The sequence below is a fragment of the Bacillus sp. hwrm1 genome (assembly GCF_040207805.1).
Lineage (GTDB): Bacteria > Bacillota > Bacilli > Bacillales > Bacillaceae > Bacillus > Bacillus velezensis.
This window is the reverse complement of record NZ_CP157943.1, coordinates 2870280-2886689: the sequence shown is the minus strand read 5'-3', so window position 1 is coordinate 2886689 and position 16410 is coordinate 2870280. Positions and strand designations below refer to the sequence as shown.

Annotated in this window: 25 protein-coding genes; 22 read left to right on the top strand and 3 right to left on the bottom strand. The window is 46.9% G+C overall.

Annotated elements, in window-relative coordinates:
• Positions 1-38: 38 nt before the first annotated feature.
• Positions 39-992, top strand: a complete 954-nt coding sequence (locus tag ABK447_RS14340; protein ID WP_015417280.1) for an N-acetylmuramoyl-L-alanine amidase — start codon at positions 39-41, stop codon at positions 990-992.
• A 37-nt stretch (positions 993-1029) separates the two neighbouring features.
• On the opposite strand, the gene ABK447_RS14335 is transcribed toward ABK447_RS14340, so the two are convergent.
• Positions 1030-1407 (bottom strand): PH domain-containing protein, encoded by a 378-nt coding sequence (locus ABK447_RS14335; protein WP_007610770.1) that lies wholly within the window; start codon positions 1405-1407, stop codon positions 1030-1032.
• Between the two features lie 109 nt (positions 1408-1516).
• On the opposite strand from ABK447_RS14335, the gene ABK447_RS14330 reads away from it, so the two are divergent.
• Complete coding sequence (locus ABK447_RS14330; RefSeq protein WP_047935636.1) at positions 1517-2122, top strand: poly-gamma-glutamate hydrolase family protein; 606 nt, start codon at positions 1517-1519, stop codon at positions 2120-2122.
• A gap of 118 nt (positions 2123-2240) precedes the next feature.
• Here ABK447_RS14330 and ABK447_RS14325 read toward each other — a convergent pair whose 3' ends face one another.
• Positions 2241-2831, bottom strand: a complete 591-nt coding sequence (locus ABK447_RS14325) for an ImmA/IrrE family metallo-endopeptidase (protein WP_007610775.1) — start codon at positions 2829-2831, stop codon at positions 2241-2243.
• Positions 2832-2979: 148 nt separating this feature from the next.
• Positions 2980-3318, bottom strand: a complete 339-nt coding sequence (xre, locus tag ABK447_RS14320; RefSeq protein ID WP_003154871.1) for an HTH-type transcriptional regulator Xre — start codon at positions 3316-3318, stop codon at positions 2980-2982.
• A 190-nt stretch (positions 3319-3508) separates the two neighbouring features.
• On the opposite strand from xre, the gene ABK447_RS14315 reads away from it, so the two are divergent.
• The 20 genes from ABK447_RS14315 (at position 3509) to ABK447_RS14220 (ending at position 16369) form a co-directional block, all read left to right on the top strand.
• On the top strand, positions 3509-3688 hold the full coding sequence (locus tag ABK447_RS14315) for a hypothetical protein (protein WP_007407285.1): 180 nt from the start codon (positions 3509-3511) through the stop codon (positions 3686-3688).
• On the top strand, positions 3678-4505 hold the full coding sequence (locus ABK447_RS14310; RefSeq protein WP_100001383.1) for a phage portal protein: 828 nt from the start codon (positions 3678-3680) through the stop codon (positions 4503-4505). The genes ABK447_RS14315 and ABK447_RS14310 overlap by 11 nt, the downstream gene beginning before the upstream one ends.
• The gene (locus ABK447_RS14305) at positions 4405-5205 is read left to right on the top strand and encodes an ATP-binding protein (RefSeq protein ID WP_014417520.1); all 801 of its coding nucleotides are present in this window, start codon (positions 4405-4407) and stop codon (positions 5203-5205) included. Before ABK447_RS14310 ends, ABK447_RS14305 begins: the two co-directional genes overlap by 101 nt.
• Positions 5205-5372 carry a hypothetical protein gene (locus ABK447_RS14300; protein WP_003154863.1) on the top strand — a complete coding sequence of 56 codons (168 nt, stop codon included), beginning with the start codon at positions 5205-5207 and terminating at the stop codon, positions 5370-5372. The genes ABK447_RS14305 and ABK447_RS14300 overlap by 1 nt, the downstream gene beginning before the upstream one ends.
• A 97-nt stretch (positions 5373-5469) precedes the next feature.
• Complete coding sequence (locus tag ABK447_RS14295; protein WP_100001386.1) at positions 5470-5811, top strand: phage portal protein; 342 nt, start codon at positions 5470-5472, stop codon at positions 5809-5811.
• Positions 5801-6004, top strand: a complete 204-nt coding sequence (locus ABK447_RS14290; RefSeq protein WP_100001388.1) for an XtrA/YqaO family protein — start codon at positions 5801-5803, stop codon at positions 6002-6004. Before ABK447_RS14295 ends, ABK447_RS14290 begins: the two co-directional genes overlap by 11 nt.
• A 113-nt stretch (positions 6005-6117) precedes the next feature.
• A complete protein-coding gene (locus tag ABK447_RS14285) occupies positions 6118-6630 on the top strand; it encodes a sigma-70 family RNA polymerase sigma factor (RefSeq protein ID WP_007407279.1) in 513 nt (170 codons plus the stop codon).
• A gap of 112 nt (positions 6631-6742) precedes the next feature.
• Positions 6743-7540: a terminase small subunit gene (locus tag ABK447_RS14280; protein ID WP_100001390.1), complete on the top strand. Its 798-nt coding sequence runs from the start codon at positions 6743-6745 to the stop codon at positions 7538-7540.
• Positions 7537-8835: a PBSX family phage terminase large subunit gene (locus tag ABK447_RS14275; RefSeq protein ID WP_032871272.1), complete on the top strand. Its 1299-nt coding sequence runs from the start codon at positions 7537-7539 to the stop codon at positions 8833-8835. The genes ABK447_RS14280 and ABK447_RS14275 overlap by 4 nt, the downstream gene beginning before the upstream one ends.
• A gap of 48 nt (positions 8836-8883) precedes the next feature.
• Entirely contained in the window at positions 8884-10275 is a 1392-nt protein-coding gene (locus ABK447_RS14270; protein WP_094031916.1) for a phage portal protein, read from the top strand.
• Between the two features lie 19 nt (positions 10276-10294).
• Positions 10295-11140 (top strand): XkdF-like putative serine protease domain-containing protein, encoded by an 846-nt coding sequence (locus ABK447_RS14265; protein WP_094031665.1) that lies wholly within the window; start codon positions 10295-10297, stop codon positions 11138-11140.
• Positions 11141-11166: 26 nt separating this feature from the next.
• A complete protein-coding gene (locus ABK447_RS14260; protein WP_007407274.1) occupies positions 11167-12102 on the top strand; it encodes a phage major capsid protein in 936 nt (311 codons plus the stop codon).
• Between the two features lie 16 nt (positions 12103-12118).
• Positions 12119-12502, top strand: a complete 384-nt coding sequence (locus tag ABK447_RS14255) for a DUF3199 family protein (protein ID WP_015239680.1) — start codon at positions 12119-12121, stop codon at positions 12500-12502.
• Positions 12499-12855: a DUF3599 family protein gene (locus ABK447_RS14250; protein ID WP_007407272.1), complete on the top strand. Its 357-nt coding sequence runs from the start codon at positions 12499-12501 to the stop codon at positions 12853-12855. The genes ABK447_RS14255 and ABK447_RS14250 overlap by 4 nt, the downstream gene beginning before the upstream one ends.
• On the top strand, positions 12852-13355 hold the full coding sequence (locus ABK447_RS14245; RefSeq protein ID WP_015239681.1) for an HK97 gp10 family phage protein: 504 nt from the start codon (positions 12852-12854) through the stop codon (positions 13353-13355). Before ABK447_RS14250 ends, ABK447_RS14245 begins: the two co-directional genes overlap by 4 nt.
• Positions 13352-13798, top strand: a complete 447-nt coding sequence (locus ABK447_RS14240; protein WP_032871277.1) for a hypothetical protein — start codon at positions 13352-13354, stop codon at positions 13796-13798. The genes ABK447_RS14245 and ABK447_RS14240 overlap by 4 nt, the downstream gene beginning before the upstream one ends.
• Entirely contained in the window at positions 13795-14004 is a 210-nt protein-coding gene (locus ABK447_RS14235) for a hypothetical protein (protein WP_007610809.1), read from the top strand. The genes ABK447_RS14240 and ABK447_RS14235 overlap by 4 nt, the downstream gene beginning before the upstream one ends.
• A complete protein-coding gene (locus ABK447_RS14230) occupies positions 14004-15401 on the top strand; it encodes a phage tail sheath family protein (RefSeq protein ID WP_015239683.1) in 1398 nt (465 codons plus the stop codon). The genes ABK447_RS14235 and ABK447_RS14230 overlap by 1 nt, the downstream gene beginning before the upstream one ends.
• A 1-nt stretch (position 15402) precedes the next feature.
• Positions 15403-15846 (top strand): phage tail tube protein, encoded by a 444-nt coding sequence (locus ABK447_RS14225; protein WP_003154837.1) that lies wholly within the window; start codon positions 15403-15405, stop codon positions 15844-15846.
• Between the two features lie 76 nt (positions 15847-15922).
• Positions 15923-16369, top strand: a complete 447-nt coding sequence (locus ABK447_RS14220; RefSeq protein ID WP_094031666.1) for a phage portal protein — start codon at positions 15923-15925, stop codon at positions 16367-16369.
• The last annotated feature ends 41 nt before the right edge of the window (positions 16370-16410 follow it).

The window sequence follows — 16410 nt, the reverse complement described above, 5'->3', positions numbered from 1 at the left end:
CCACCTATTGATGAAAAAGGCATAAGGAGAGATGAAGAGTGGGGATTGAAGTGAAAAAACGGCTCGTATCGGCTGATAAATATGCGTTAAAATGTCCGAATCCGATGACGCCGGAGTATATTACCATTCATAACACGGCAAACGACGCATCCGCCGCTAATGAAATCAGCTATATGACGGGAAACAGCGAATCAACGAGCTATCATTTTGCGGTTGATGACAAAGAAGTGATCCAGGGAATTCCGTTGGACCGGAATGCCTGGCATTCGGGAGACGGCACGAACGGTACCGGAAACCGAAAGTCGATTGCTATAGAAATCTGTTACAGTAAGTCAGGCGGCGAACGGTACAGAGCCGCAGAAGAACTGGCGATTGCGTTCGCGGCGCAGCTTTTGAAAGAACGGGGCTGGGGGATTGACAGAATCAGAAAGCATCAGGACTGGAACGGAAAGTACTGCCCGCACCGCATTTTGTCTGAAGGCCGCTGGGATGAAGTGAAGGCGAAGATTGAAAAAAAATTAAGCGGGAGTATGCCGGCGAAAAAAGCCTCTATTGCTTCTTCCGCGTCTGAATACCATGTGAAAAAAGGCGACACCTTATCGGAAATCGCCGCATCGCACGGTGTCAGCGTAAAATCGCTGCAAAGCATCAACCATATCACCGATCCGAATCACATTACAGTCGGACAAGTGATCAAGCTCGCTCAGACGGGTTCTTCTTCAAAAAGTCAGGCTGTGTCTTCCTATCCGCTTCCATCCGGTGTGATCAAAGTGACGAAACCGCTGACGAAAGGGACAAACGTAAAACAAGTGCAAAACGCTTTATCCGCTCTTTATTTTTATCCCGATAAAGGAGCAAAAAATCATGGGGCGGACGGCGTTTACGGTCCGAAAACGGCAAATGCCGTAAAACGTTTTCAATCCGTCAGCGGATTAACGGCAGACGGAATTTACGGCCCGAAAACGAAGGCGAAAATTGAAGAAAAACTGTAATCAATAAAACGGAAGCTCCCCGGGCTTCCGTTTCTTCTTACATACAAACTGCTGCAAGGGCCTTTTGAATATCATAAATGCTTTCATCTTTTTTAAACTGCTTTGAGACAGCGGGAAGTTCCGCGCCTGAAATCCAAATTTTCAGCTCTGAATCAAGGTCAAAGCGGCCGGCAGTTTCTACGCTGAATCTGGAAATGCTCTTGTACGGAATGGATTGAATCTCCGTTTTCTTCCCTGTGAGTCCCTGTTTATCAACAAGAATAAGACGCTTATCCGTAAAGACAATGATATCTCGGACAAGCTTAAATGCGGCATTGACATTCTCACCTTCCAGCAGAATACGAGCCAGTTCTGCTTTTGCTTCAGCCGTCGATATTGTCGACGCATTGCCCAGCAATCCATTGATGAACCCCATGATATATCCCCCCTGATACGTATTCTATCAAATCATACTATAAAAAGGTTTCCATTCCCAGATGAGTAGAGTAAACTGGTGCTGACTGGAAAAGGAGAGCATGTTACACATGAAAGATAGATATGACAATTTCGCAGCCCTTTCTGCTGCTGAATCGGAATACAGAATTATTTATGAAGAAAAAGAGGGAAGTAAATGTATCGTCCTCGCTCCCCACGGCGGCAGGATTGAGCCGGGTGTCAGTGAGCTGGTGCGGGCATTTTCTGACCAAAGCTCAATTTATTTATTTGAAGGAACGAAGCGGTGCGATAACCGTTCTCTCCATTTGACAAGCACACGCTTTGACGAACCCCTGGCTTTAGAAAAAGTGACCGCCCATCATTACGGATTGGCTTTTCATGGGTATCATGATCTGAAAAAGGCAAATACACTCGTCGGGGGCGCGGATCTGGAAAAAGCAAGACTGATTTGTGATCTGCTGCGTGAAGCGGGGTTTGATGCCGAGCTGACAGAGAAGAATGATCGGCTGGCAGGTGTAAATCCCCGCAACATTGTCAATCGGACAAAAAGGAAAATGGGGCTGCAATTGGAAGTGAGCACGGCGCAGAGACACGCGCTGTTCAGCAATTTTGGCTGCCGGGGAGAAAAATATACGCCAACCGATCTGTTTTTTCGGTATGTAGAAGCCGTGAAGGCCGGTTTTTATGATAAATGAACAGGGGGCCCGTTCTTATATTTACTGGAGCTGCTATGCGGCGCAAGAAGTGCGTGGCGGGCAGCACGGTGAGAATGATGACATTCTGCCGGCTGCGTTCCAAGCCGGCAGAGTATCGCTAATTTTCAATAAAATACGGCGTTTTTTCTTCAGCGGCATGCAAGTGTGTCTGTCCGCTTTCATAATACACATTCGGCCGCTTGTCGGATAACAGACAAGCGAGCCGCTTCTGAAATTGAATACCTGCTTTACGCCGTTCAAACAGCTCCAGCCTTTTTTCCGCAAATGATGCCGTCACCCGGAAAGCGGCTGCGATTAAAATGACGGCGTGGCTCCTTCGCTGGGGAAGCTCCATGTTTAACAGCATAAAGGTCGGCACACAGAAGTGGTACATAAAATGGTTGGCCTGAAATTCCTGCAGTTCTCTGAACAGCTTGTTCATATGAAAATGGTTGCCGGTATGCTTCAGCACATGGCACAGTTCGTGCGCAAAATCCTGCCATTGCTCTTCGGGTGACTTTTTTTGATTCAGGACGATGCTGTACATGCCGTCCCGCTTCAGCATCATACTGTGCGTATCTTCAAAATGAATCCAAATGTCAAGCTCCTTGGCAATCATCTGCATATCAATATGGAGAGGGGCGGTCATTCCCATGCGGCAATATAAGTTTTTGACGTATTCCTCAAGATGTGTTAAAAAATCGCCCAATTGAATACACCCTTTCGAACATATGTTCTTTTTTAAGCGAGAAAGAAAAGCCCTGATCGGACTTTGAATCAATTCCCTTTTCTTTTAAAAATAAACATTCAGCTTTTATATCGGCTGAACGTTAAGCAGTTTAAAGGAAAAGAGCGGATTATTTATGTTTCGGCCTGCGGTTTTTCTCTTTTTCTTTTAAATAATTAATGAATTCAATGGCCTGCTGTTTGCTCTCCGGGGAAAAGTCCTGCATGTCCCGATATGCGATCTGCAGGTCGGGATCGGCAAACATGTCTTCATCTGAAGGTTCTTTTCCGGTTAACAAATAATCAGTCGACACTTTGAAATAATCCGCAAGCTTTTGCAGCGTGTCGTAATCGGGTTCAGATCGGCCGTTTTCATAATGAGAATATCTGGCGCGCGAGACACCGATATGATTTGCGACTTCTTCCTGCGTTTTCTTTCCTCTGAGACTCTTTAATCTTCCGCCTATCATCCGAATGACCTCTCTTTTTTCAACACCCTAAGTTACTTATGATTATAGATACAAAATGTATCAAAATAAAGAGATGATAAAAAAAGTATCAAAAAGGTCTTGATGATACAAAATGTATCGTATATAATCAACATCATAAGGATACAAAATGTATCAATATACGATAAAAAATTGATCAGGAGGGTGAGAGATGCAGCCGATAATCATCCGTTTCAGCAGCAATCCGGCTGACCAGAGATGTTTAGGAAAAGCAGGCGGTTCGATATCTTTTACCGCTTGCGGACTTCCGGTATTCCGATTTGATAACCGATTGCAATATGAACGCTATATAGGTCTGAAGACAAACGGAGACGTCCCTTATGAATCGTAAAAGCTACCCGTTTTTCATCTATTCCGGATTACTGAATTCAGAACATTATGACAAAATAGGGTCCGCCATTTGGCTGTTTTTATGGTTCATCAGCTCAACGACAAAGGAACACGTAAAAGACGGTGTAAAGTGGGGGATCGTCCTTGGTCATAAGCCCGTAAAAGCAAGAGAGATGGCCGATGTATTTGCCGTCAGCGAAAAAACCGTCAGACGGTGGCTTGAGGTTTTGGAACAGCATGAATATATCAAAACCGTCCGCGCCCCTTACGGACTCATCGTCTCCGTAAAGCACTCGAAAAGATTCACGCCGAAAAAGACATTGACCCGCCCGGAAGCAACTGACCGGACAATATCGGCGGATCACCGGGACAAAAATGTCCGGGGAGAAATAGATATAACAAAAAATCATACTGCTGAAGAAACGATTAACGACATTGCCGCCCATTTTATCAGATTAAGGTCTGCACAGGAGGGGCGGAGCGTATACCCGTCGCCCCGGGATTATCAGGCCATCGCCCGTATTGTTTCCCTCGGTGCGTCAGCACAAGAAGCAATCAAATGGCTCGGCGAATGCTTTACCGCTTTTGAACAGCGGCGCACATCTTCAGCTGAAACGATCAAGGCTTTCAGCTATTGCGCCAAGTATATGGAAGACCGCTTGAATGCACGAATTGCGGGAAGGACAATCACAACAAAAAAAGAGAGGAATACGATACATGACAAAACGAACGATCGAGCAGATACTGGCCGACCTGAAAAACGGAAAACGTCCATTACTGGCGGACAGACCGGAAGAATCAGACGAAAGCCGCTTTGACTGTCCGCTCTGTAAAGATCAGGGCGGTTATCTCAAAAACCAGCTGGGAATGGATGTGTGGGTTAAGTGCCGCTGCGCCGCCGAACGAAAAGCAGAGCGCATCCTCAGCGCAAGTGAGATTACAGGCGCCTTTCGGAAGCTGGATTTCAAAGGATTTATCACGCGGGGCAAGCCTCAGGCAGTCGTCGACGCATATGAGTGCGCCCTTGAATATGTTGAAAACTTCGACAAGATTAAAAACTGCCGGAAAAACAGCATTGCCCTTTTAGGGCGTCCGGGGTCGGGAAAAACCCATCTTTTGACCGCTCTCAGCAATTATGTCATGAGACAGAAGCAGACACCCGTGCTGTATTTTCCTTTTGTGGAGGGATTTACGGATTTAAAAAATGATTTTGATCTGCTTGATGCAAAGCTTGGCCGTATGAAACAGGCGGATGTGCTTTTTATTGACGATCTGTTCAAACCGCTGAACGGAAAACCCCGGGCGACCGATTGGCAGATTGAACAAATGTACGCCGTCGTAAATTACCGCTATTTAAATCATAAGCCGGTTCTTATCTCGAGCGAGCTGGCCTGTGACGGACTGGTGCAGGTTGATGAAGCCTTGGGCACAAGAATTTATGAGATGTGCAGCGATTATTTAGTCATCATTAATGGCAATTCATTTGACGTAAACCACAGATTAGAGGGGGCGAGATAATGTGTAAGCTGTGCGGGCCGAAGAAGGTCATTGTGACGGAAACGGGTTTCGGCGCTGTCTTTCACCCTTGCCCGAACTGCAAAACAGGCACTGATTTAACGCCGGTCATTAAACGTCTTGAGCGAATGGTTCAAGACGCAAAAGCGAGGCTTGATGCACGTGTATAAATATATTAAATGGCTTTTTTGCCTGCTGTTCAGGGCGAAACGGATAGAAAAGCAAATTGAAGCATGGCATGAGGCTGATGGAAAGTGAGGATAACCATTGCAAGAAAAACACAGCCCCGCTCCATGGCGGGCCGTACACAGCGGAGAAGAAAAACCCATTTACATTTATTCCGCTTACAGCGAAGCGGATAAAGAGAAGTTCCCTTATTCAAACGGAAGGCTCATCGCGGCCGTTTTCAACTTAAGTTCATACTCACAACAGATCAACGCGGGATTGATGGCAAAAGCCCCGGAACTTTTTGAGGCGGCCGAAACGGCTCTCCGCCTGCTCCGGGGAGAAAGTTCTGAAGAAAAAGAAGCGTTCATAAATGAGCTCGGAAGCCTCATACATGAAGTAAACATCCTGAAAAAAACGGAGGACGTAAAACATGAATCCTAAAAAACTGACTGACATTGAACATACAACATTACAAAGCCAGCTGGAAGAAGGCAAGGTTCGGGTGATTATTATAGACGGACTGAATAAGGAAGCATGGCTCGCCGAAGCGCCGGAGCACGGCAAAACGCTTGTCGAAACGCGAAAAGGGGATCTGGCCCGGGTCGAATATGAAATCGGCTTTAAATTGAATTAATCGAAAAAAACAGAATACGTCCAAGACGGAAAGCCTGCGGACACTGATCAATCGCGTACATGCTGCGCATTGGTTGGTGTCCTTTTTTTGTTCCGAAAAAGAGGAGGATCTGCATGGAAGACTTACTATTTGAATATAAACGCACGCTGAAAGAGACGAAAAAGTGGTACAAGCAGCTGGAGGAAGCCGATGAAACGGTGCTTACTTCAGAAGAACTGAAAGATAAAAAAATCATCAGAACGATCATTACAGATGTGGAATATGTCATCGAATGGCTTGAAAAAGGCCGGCAGCCCGGCATAAGAAGAGCGATAGACCGCAGAGACGCTTATCAGAGAATGCTGATTAAAGATCCGAGAATCATAGAAACCTATTCGCAGGCGCTGATGTTTGAACCTTCCGGGAATGTGACTGAAGAAGACAGAATCAGACTGCGGGACGCATTAGCCGTTTTAACGGATAGAGAAAAAGAAATGCTGCTGCTCCACAAAGCGGAATGCTTTTCATATGAACGGATCGCCGCCTTGCTGAATGTAAAGAAATCAACCGTACAGACGACGGTCAAACGGGCGCTTCTAAAAATACAAAAACAGCAGGAACAAAGAAATCAATCGCCTGCTTCATAAGTTGTCATACGTTTGCCACCTAGAAGTGAACAGACGATCACAAAAAGCGGCCCGATTAGAAGCCGCTTTTTATTATAGACAATCATGTCGGAGGTGGCGGTGATGCCGTAGCATGAAAAACGCAAAAAGAAAACAGGCATTTACAATCTATCAGTCTCATAAAGGCCGCATCACAAATCGCGCCCTTGCCGGCGAATCAGGCGTATCCGCAAGAACGATCGGCAGATGGAAAAAAGAAGGGCGCTGGGACGAGGCGCTCCATAAGAACGCGGAAAGCGGCGGAAAAAACACCCCGGGCGAAGATGATGAGTTAAACGAACGCCAGCGGCTGTTTTGTCTTTATTATGTGAAAAGCTTTAACGCCACCCAATCTGCGATAAAAGCCGGGTATTCACCGGAAAGCGCGCATGTGACGGGAAGCAGGCTGTTAAAAAACGAAAAAGTCGCCAAAGAAATCAGCCGCATGAAAAAGGAAATGGTCAATAAAGTGTTTGTCGAAGCGATGGACGTTCTTCAAGTCTATGTGAAAATCGCTTTCGCCGACATTACCGATTATGTAACCTTCGGAAAAAAAGAGGTTCAGGCCTTCGGAAAATCAGGGCCGCTCTTTGACGAAAATGATAAGCCGATTATGCAGGAAATCAGCTACGTTGACGTTAAAGATTCGCACCTTCTGGACGGAACCATCGTCACAGAAGCAAAACTCGGAAAAGAGGGCATTGCAATAAAGCTTGCCGACAAGATGAAGGCTCTTGAAAAGCTGTCCTTGTACTTTGACCTTTTCCCCGATCAATTTAAACAAAAAATCGAAAATGAAAAATTAAAGCTGGCACAGCAGAAGATGGAAAAAACAGAAGACAGCCAAAAGCCGATTGACATTGTCATTACGCGGAAAGAGGAACGGTCATGATTGAAAAAGCGGTCAACCCGCGCTTTGAAGATTATTTGTTCAATTGGAATGAAACGTACCAATTTCTCGTCGGAGGCTACGGCTCGTCAAAAAGCTATCATACCGCGCTGAAAATCATCCTAAAGCTGCTTCGTGAAAAGCGGACGGCGCTTGTCGTGCGGGAAGTTTTCGATACGCACAGAGATTCTACTTTTGCCTTGTTTGAAGATATTATCGGGGAGCTTGAGCTGGGACATGCCGTAAAGGCCGTGTCTTCACCGATGCAGCTGAGATTTTCAAACGGAAGCCGGATTATGTTTAAAGGGATGGACAACCCGGCCAAATTGAAATCCATTCATCATATTTCACTGATTTGGATTGAAGAATGCTCTGAAGTGAAGTATGAAGGCTTTAAGGAGCTGATCGGGCGTCTGCGCCATCCCGAGCTTTCGCTTCATATGATATGCACCACAAATCCCGTCGGCACCTCCAATTGGACGTACCGGCATTTTTTTCGTGATGAGCAAAAAAAACGCTTCGTATTGGATGATCAGACGCTGTATGAAAAAGGCACCGTCGTTAAGGGGGATACGTATTACCACCACTCCACAGCGTGCGATAATCTGTTTTTGCCGAAAAGCTATATTAAGCAGCTGGACAGTTTACGGCATTACGATCCCGATTTATACCGGATCGCCCGCAAAGGACAGTTCGGCATCAATGGCATCCGCGTGTTTCCGCAGTTTCAGGTCATGGAGCACAACGAAGTAACGGAGCGGATTGCTTCCATCAGGCGCCCCCTGTTTCGGACCGGCATGGATTTCGGTTTTGAAGAGTCATACAATGCGGTCATCCGGCTTGCCGTCGATCCGGATCAAAAAGAGCTTTATATTTTCTGGGAGTATTACAAAAACAAAATGACCGATGATCAGACAGCTGAGGAGCTTCAGGAATTGGCGGATCAAAAAGAGCTGATCAAAGCGGATTCGGCTGAGCCGAAAAGCATCCAATATTTTCGCAGGCAGGGCTTTTGCATGGTTGCGGCCAAAAAGTTTCCGGGCTCAAGACTTCAGTATACAAAAAAACTGAAACGGTTCAAACACATCTATTGCTCAGACAGCTGTCAACATACGATCCGCGAATTGCAGAACTTAACGTACGCAAAAAACAAAAACGGCGCTCTGTCGGAAGATGAGTTTTCAATTGATCCCCACACACTTTCAGCCATTTGGTATGCGCTGGATGACTATGACGCGGCGGATCTGAAAGATGCATCACAAAAACGGAGACGTCCGAATCGGGAAAGGAGGAGGTAGGCGTTGCCGAACTATCAAAACGTTAGAGCCACCGTCTTTAAATCAAAAATGGCCGCGCCGCAGGCAAGGCAGATGAACGAAGATCAATTTGCCGATCTGTACGGCGAAGACATCATTTCACCGCCCTATAATCTCATTGAACTGAAAACAATCGCCGAATACTCGACGATTCTTCAGCAGTGCATTGACGCGTATCGGGTCAATATTACGGGTTTTGGGTTTGATGTGGAATACACCTTTGATGTAAATAGCCCAGATTGCTCCCCGTCAAAAAAGGCCCGGGCCGAAAAAAACTGGATGAAGCTGGAGAGCTTTTACAAATGTCTTCATTTTGATGAATCGGCCGAGACGATCCTCGGATATGCGATAGAAGACCGTGAAAAAACGGGCAACGGTTTTCTCGAAGTGCTTCGGGACGGGGCGGGAAAACCAGCGGGGATTGAATATCTGGATGTGAAACATATGCGCGTCTGCGGTGTGACTGATCCCGTTGAAGTTACATTTTCTTATGAAGAAAATGGCGCATCCAAAACGATTAAAAGGCAAAAACGGTTCCGTAAATATGTTCAGATGCTGAACGGTCGGAAAGTGTTTTTTAAGGAATACGGCGATCCCCGCATGATGGACATGAGAACCGGCGAATACGTAAAGACCCTGTCTGAAGAATACCGGGCAAATGAAGCCATTCACTTAAAAATCGGCAGCGGCACTTACGGAATTCCGCGCTGGGTCGGCAATATCGTCAATCTATACGGCGCCCGGAAAGCGGAAGAACTGAATTTTATGTATTTCAAGCAGGGCCGTCACGTGCCGGCCGCCATTACGGTTGAAAACGGCATGCTGTCAGAAGCATCGTACAAAGAACTCCAGGATTATATGAATGACCTGGAAGGGGTGGAAAATGCCCACAAATTTCTGCTGATTGAGGCGGAAGGCATTGCGAAGGAAAAAGACCTTCACGGAGGCGAAGACATTACGCCCGTGTCTGTGGAAATTAAATCACTTGCGGAAATTCTGCAGGATGATGCGCTGTTTCTTGAATATGACGACAAAAGCAGAAATAAACTCCGCTCCGCTTTCCGTCTCCCGCCGCTTTATACGGGCGAGGCGCAGGAATACAACAAAGCCACCGCCGATACGGCACGGAAAATAACGGAGGAGCAGGTGTTTCAGCCGGAGCGGAAAACGCTGATTAATAAGCTCAACACGTTATTTTTGCCTGAACTGGGTCTCCACGATGTACAGCTTACATTAAAAGGGCCTGATTTTCGCGATCCGCTTGAAATTGCGAAGGTGCTTACACCATTTATTTCCGCCGGCGCGGTCTCTCCTAATGACCTCCGTGATCTGGCCGGAAGAGTGCTCGGCAAGACGCTTGAGGAGTGGCCTGAAGAGTACTACAGCCGGCCGGTGCTGAAAGGGAAAAAGGAGCAATCCTGAAAGGGGGTGAAAACATCTCGTGCCGAGAGAATTGAGAAATGCCGTCATCAGTTTTGTGAGCTATGTCGATAAGGCGGCGAACCAAACGGAATTCTTTTTTACAAAATCAGCCGGAGGCCTTCCGTCATTTGAAAAAAAGGTGCAGGTGTTTACAAAAAGCGAATCGGATGAGCAGAAGATTGTTTACGGCATCGTTTACGAGCCGGATGTCCCGGATGCCCATGGCGATTATATGACGGCTGAAGAGATTGAAAAGGCCGCTCACGGTTTTTTGGCGGACGCCCGCAACATCGATACAAATCATAATTTTGAAGGCGGGACCGGCGAGGTGGTGGAGTCGTACGTCGCCCCGGATGACTTTGAAATCGGGAATGCTGTGATCCGGAAAGGATCTTGGGTGCTTGTCACCAAAGCTTCCGATGAAGTATGGGATCAGATTAAAGCCGGTATCATTACGGGCTACAGCATGGCGGGAACCGCTGACGTTTACGAAAAGCCGGCAGAAAAGCAAGCCGGCTTATTCGGCGCGGTCAAGCAATTTCTCGACCGTGACCGCAAATCAAGAAACCGCAAAGGAGAGGACTTGAACAAGATGAGAAAAGAAGACGTTAGAGAATCGATTGAGCACGCGCTGCACCCGCTTTTAAAGCGGCTTGACAGCTTGGACCAAAACACGGAAGACAAAGACGGGGCGGCTGCGCCGTCTGATGAAGAAAAGCTGAAAACGCTTGTTGAGGACATGCTCGCGCCGATTATTAAACGCATTGAAGCGCTTGAAAAAGTAAGAGGCGCATCAAAGCAGCCGGAAGAAGAGACGGGCGGCCAAGAGCCTGTTAAAAAATCCATTTGGAGCGGACTGCTTTAAGCCCAGTCAGAAGGAGGAACTGTAGAGTGAGAAATCAAGATATCATCAGAAAGGCGGAAATGTCACTTTCCGCTTTAAAAAGCGGCGGTTTAATGAACCCCGCACAAGCTTCAGCATTTATCCGCATGGTGCAGAACACGCCGACCATTTTCAGCGAATCGCGTGTGATTCAAATGGAAAATGACTCGCAGAAATTTGAAAAAATCGGTTTCGGACAGCGTATTCTGCGTGCCGCTGAGGAAGGAAAAGCCTTAACTGACGATCAGCTGACCGTCCCGGCAACAAGTACGGTGCAGCTGAATACGAAAGAAGTCATTGCGGAAATTAATATCACCTATGACACGCTTGAAAATAATATTGAAAAAGACGGCCTGCAGCAGACGATCATGCAGATTTTGGCGGAGCGGGCGGCAGTCGATATTGAGGAGCTTGTCGTAAACGGCGATACATCTTCTTCTGATCCGTACTTGGCACAGCTTGACGGAATCCGTAAGCAGACTGTATCTCACGTCATTGACGGAAACGGGGAAGAGCTGTCCAGAGCCACATTTAAAAAAGGCTTAAAAGCCATTCCGGCTAAATATTTGCGCTTGCCTCAGGAATTCAGATTTTACACATCTCAAGGCATGGAGATTGAATGGAAAGACCGTGTGGCTGACCGTCAGACCAATCTGGGGGATCTTGCGGTGCAGGGCGGTTTGTCTTCAGCATTCGGCGTTCCGGTCAAAGGAGTGTCCAATCTGCAGCCGTACTCGGTCGGAGAAGGTGACTCCCAATACGATGCGTCTGACATCATTTTGACTCACCCAAAAAATATCATTCTCGGTTTTTCACGGAATATCCGAATCGAAGTAGATAAAGATATTCGCAGCCGCAAATTTATTATCGTACTGACGGCTAAACTTGACAGCAAATTTGAAGAAGAAGATGCAAGCGCCAAAATCGTAAACGTTAAAGAATAAGACGGGGGTGGCAGTTATGTTAATTCAGCCGTCTGACGTTGTTTCATATTCAGTTTATGATCAAGTCAAAAACAGGCCGGAGCCGCTTCTAATACAGGACATTCTGGAGGCGGAGGCGGAAGCGGCCAGAATGGCGGGGCATTCGTTCACTGACCCTATTTACTCACCGCTTCCCGAAAAGATTAAGCTTGCGTTATTAAAGCTTTCTCAATATTTTGCGCTGATCAACCAGAATGAAGCAGCCGCTTCCGCCTATCAATCTGAAAAGATAGGCGACTACTCGTATACGGTGGCAGGTGAAGGCGGAATCAGAAAACCGGCGGTGCACCATCTGCTCTGTGAATATATCACGCCGGGTTATTCCCCGGTTTCTGCAATCGCAAAGGTGAGACCTTTATGAGCTACGAACGGCTGCTCACTGACAGATGCGATATTTATCATGAGACGGTGTCAGTTCCGAAGGCCGGACGCTTCGGGATTCCCGCCGAAAAGCTCCAGCCTGTCTTTTCTTATCCGGAAGTGCCCGACGCTGAAGACGTGCCGTGTCTGTTTGTTGAAAAACAGCAGCAGCTTATTCAGCTTGCGCCTGATCATAAGGTATATCAGCGGTTTCTCGTTCATTTTCCGAAAGAGGCCGCTGTGCGTGTCAATGACAAAATCATTTGGGAAGGACAGGCGTATATTCTGGAAATGCCGAAGAAAGCAAGACAGCACCATTGGGAGGTTATCGCTGTGAGAGATGACAGGCTATGAGCATAAAAAACCTTGAACAATGGAATCGGTCGCTGCAAAAGGCATCATCCGGAGAATTTGCCCGTCAGGCAGGCGAATGGCTGGAACAGTCAGGAGAGGATTTTCTCGACTTGGTACGGGAGGAGCTTATTCATTCGGGAGGGATTGATACAGAAAACCTGCTGTCTTCTTTCCGAAAAGGAGCGCAGGATCATGTATGGATCATTGAAAACGGGGGACTGACCCTTGAAATCGGCACCAATGTAGAGTATGCCTCATTCATAAATGACGGACATTGGACCGTCTCAGATGAAAATGTCAGATGGGTGCCCGGGTATTTTCAAGGCTCCCGGTTCATCTATGATCCGTCAGCTTCAACGGGAATGGCGCTCAAAAAACAGTGGATCAGCGGGAATGGGTTTTGGGACAAAGCCCTTCTTTTGTATGAAACACTCTTCGCCGAATCGCTGGACAAGCGTTTCAATCAGTGGCTTAACACGTTGGGGGGAGATATCGGATGAATCGCGAAACCGGTTCAATCGCCGCTTTTTTGTATCAGCAGTGCGGCGTGCCCGTATATGAAAATGAACTGCCTGAACAATTTCAGGTGCCGTCACTATACATTCCGCCCCCATTTGTTTTTGACGAAAATGATACAGTCTCCACTTATAAGAAAACGTACAGTCTGAATGTGAAGCTGTTCCATGCCGACTCGGTGCAGGCGCTCTATACAGCCGACCGGATCGCTGATGCGGTGAGAGAATCAAGACAGCTGATTCCGCTGCTTACGGAATCAGGGGAGGATACCGGTGATTTCGTCCGCATCAGCCGTATCGAAACAAGAGTCGGAGACAAAGGCGAGGCAGTGATCACAATCCGCTGGACGAGCCGCTACTACTATCAGAAACAAACATCTCCCGCACTGCGGGATGTGGACATTAACAGCGGGGTGAAAGAAAAGTGAAACAACATAAAAAGAAAAATGCCGCAGCGGCGGAACGAGCGGTTCTTTATGACACGGCGGATTTAACAAAGCACGCGAAGGAGCTTTTCGGCGTAAAACCTGAGATTCTCCAGGGGGCTTTATTCGGCGTGAAGCAAAAACAAATGACAAAAGCGCAAGCCAAGTCTTACATTGAAGCATTTTTAACCAAGGAGGTCATGCAATAATGAACGGCGGAACATTTACGCAAGGAAAAGAAAAAGAACGTGCCGGGATCTATTTTAACTTTAAAACAACCGCCCAGGAGCGGGTATCGATCGGTGAACGCGGGATTGTCGCCCTTCCCGTCGCATCCGGCTGGGGGGAAGCGAAAACATTCGTTTCCATTTCAAGTATTGAAGATTTGAATAAAAAAGTGGGGCTCAGTATTGAAGATCCGTCACTGATTCTGCTTCGTGAGGCGAAAAAGAAAGCAAAAACCGTTTTGATGTACCGTCTGACAGAGGGAATCAGAGCGAGCGCCGATCTTTCGCAAGGTGTTAAGGCAACCGCTTTGTACGGCGGTTCAAAAGGAAATGACATCATCATCCGCATCAGTGAAAACGTCCTTGATCAGACCGCTTTCGATGTGACCACTTACATGGATGAAGCGGAAGTTGACAAACAAACGGTGAAAAAAGCCGAAGAATTAAAAGCAAACGGCTATGTCACATTCACGGGAACGGGCGAACTGTCGGCTTCCATCCCGCTGACAGGCACCGAGGAAGAATCCGGGGAAACGTTAAACCCGCAGGCAGGCATCCGTCTTGCGGGCGGAACTGATAAAGCACCGGTCAACTCAGACTATACGGATTTTTTAGCTGCTGCTGAAACGGAGAATTTCGATGTCATCGCTCTTCCTGTCGCGGAAAACGATCAGCTGAAAGCGACATTTGCCGCATTCATTAAACGCCTTCGCGATGCGCAGGGACAGAAAGTGCAAGGGGTGACCGCCCATTACAGCGGGGATTATGAAGGCATTATCAATGTGACTGAAGGTGTCCTGCTGGAAGACGGAACCGAGATTAAAGCTGAAGATGCGACCGCCTGGGTGGCAGGCGCAAGTGCCAGCGCCGCATTTAATCAATCCTTAACATTCGTTGAATACGAAGGCGCCGTCGATGTGCTGCACCGCCTGACTCATGATGAAGTGATCGAACGTCTTTCCAAAGGTGAATTCCTTTTCTCTTATGATGCCCGTGATAAGTCAGTCAGCGTTGAAAAAGATATCAACTCATTGGTGACATTTACGGCAGAGAAAAACAAAAAGTTCGCGAAAAACAAAATCGTCCGTGTGCTTGATGCGGTGAATAACGATTTGACACGTGAACTGAAAGCCTTAATTAAATCGAAAAAAGGCACGGGCAGCGATCTTCCTGCGACAAATGACGGCCTTCAATTCGTCAAAACGATGATCATTCAATATTTGACTACGCTTCAGGATGCGGGTGGCATCGCCAACTTTAATTCAGACAAAGACATTACAATCGGGCTGAATGAAGACCGCGACGGCTTTTTAATCGATCTCGCCGTACAGCCTGTGGATGCGGCAGAAAAATTCTACTTTAACGTGGAGGTAAACTAAGATGGCATTAAAAGCGCAAAACACGATTTCAGGAAAAGAAGGCCGTTTATTTCTCGACGGAGAAGAGATGGCGCATATTAAAACGTTTGAAGCAAACGTGGAAAAAAACAAATCAGAAGTAAACATCATGGGCCGCCGCATGACGGGACATAAAACAACAGGCGCCAACGGAACGGGCACGGCAACATTCTATAAGGTCACATCCAAATTCGCCGTCCTTATGATGGATTACGTCAAAAAAGGCAGCGACCCGTATTTTACACTGCAAGCCGTTCTTGATGACAAATCATCGGGCCGCGGAACAGAACGCGTCACTCTGTATGACGTCAACTTTGATTCTGCAAAAATCGCCGGACTGGACGTAGACTCAGAAGCACTCGAAGAAGAAGTGCCGTTTACCTTTGAAGATTTCGATGTGCCGGAAAAGCTTTCTGAAACGTTTTAATTAAGATCGGTATGAGTGAAACAGGCCTTTTTACAGGCCTGTTTTTTATAAAAAATAGAGTAAGGGAGTTTTCATCATGAGCGAAAAAAACGAACAAGTATATGATCTATCATTCTTTATGCCAGGTAAAACAGTCGAGGCTGAGGAGATTCGGGTTCCGCTTTCAAAGCGTTTTGTCGATAAAAAAGGAAACATCGTGCCTTTTATTTTTAAAGCCATTACGACTGAGCGCATTGATGAACTGGAGAAGGAAAGCACGACATATAAAAATGTGAAGGGCAGAGGCCGAGTAAAAGACTTAGACAGCCAGCGCTTCTATGCGCGGATCGCGGTTGAATCTACGATTTACCCTGATTTCCGGTCTAAGGAGCTCCGCGACGCTTACAAAACGGCAGATCCGGTCGAGGTGGCAAAACGCGTGCTTTCAGTCGGCGGTGAGTATGCAAATTGGCTGAATAAAGCGATTGAGATCAATGGTTTTGAAGATGAATTAGAAGATCTGGAGCAAGAAGTAAAAAACTGATAAAAGATGGGAATAAGGAAGCCGTGTATCTCTATTACGCG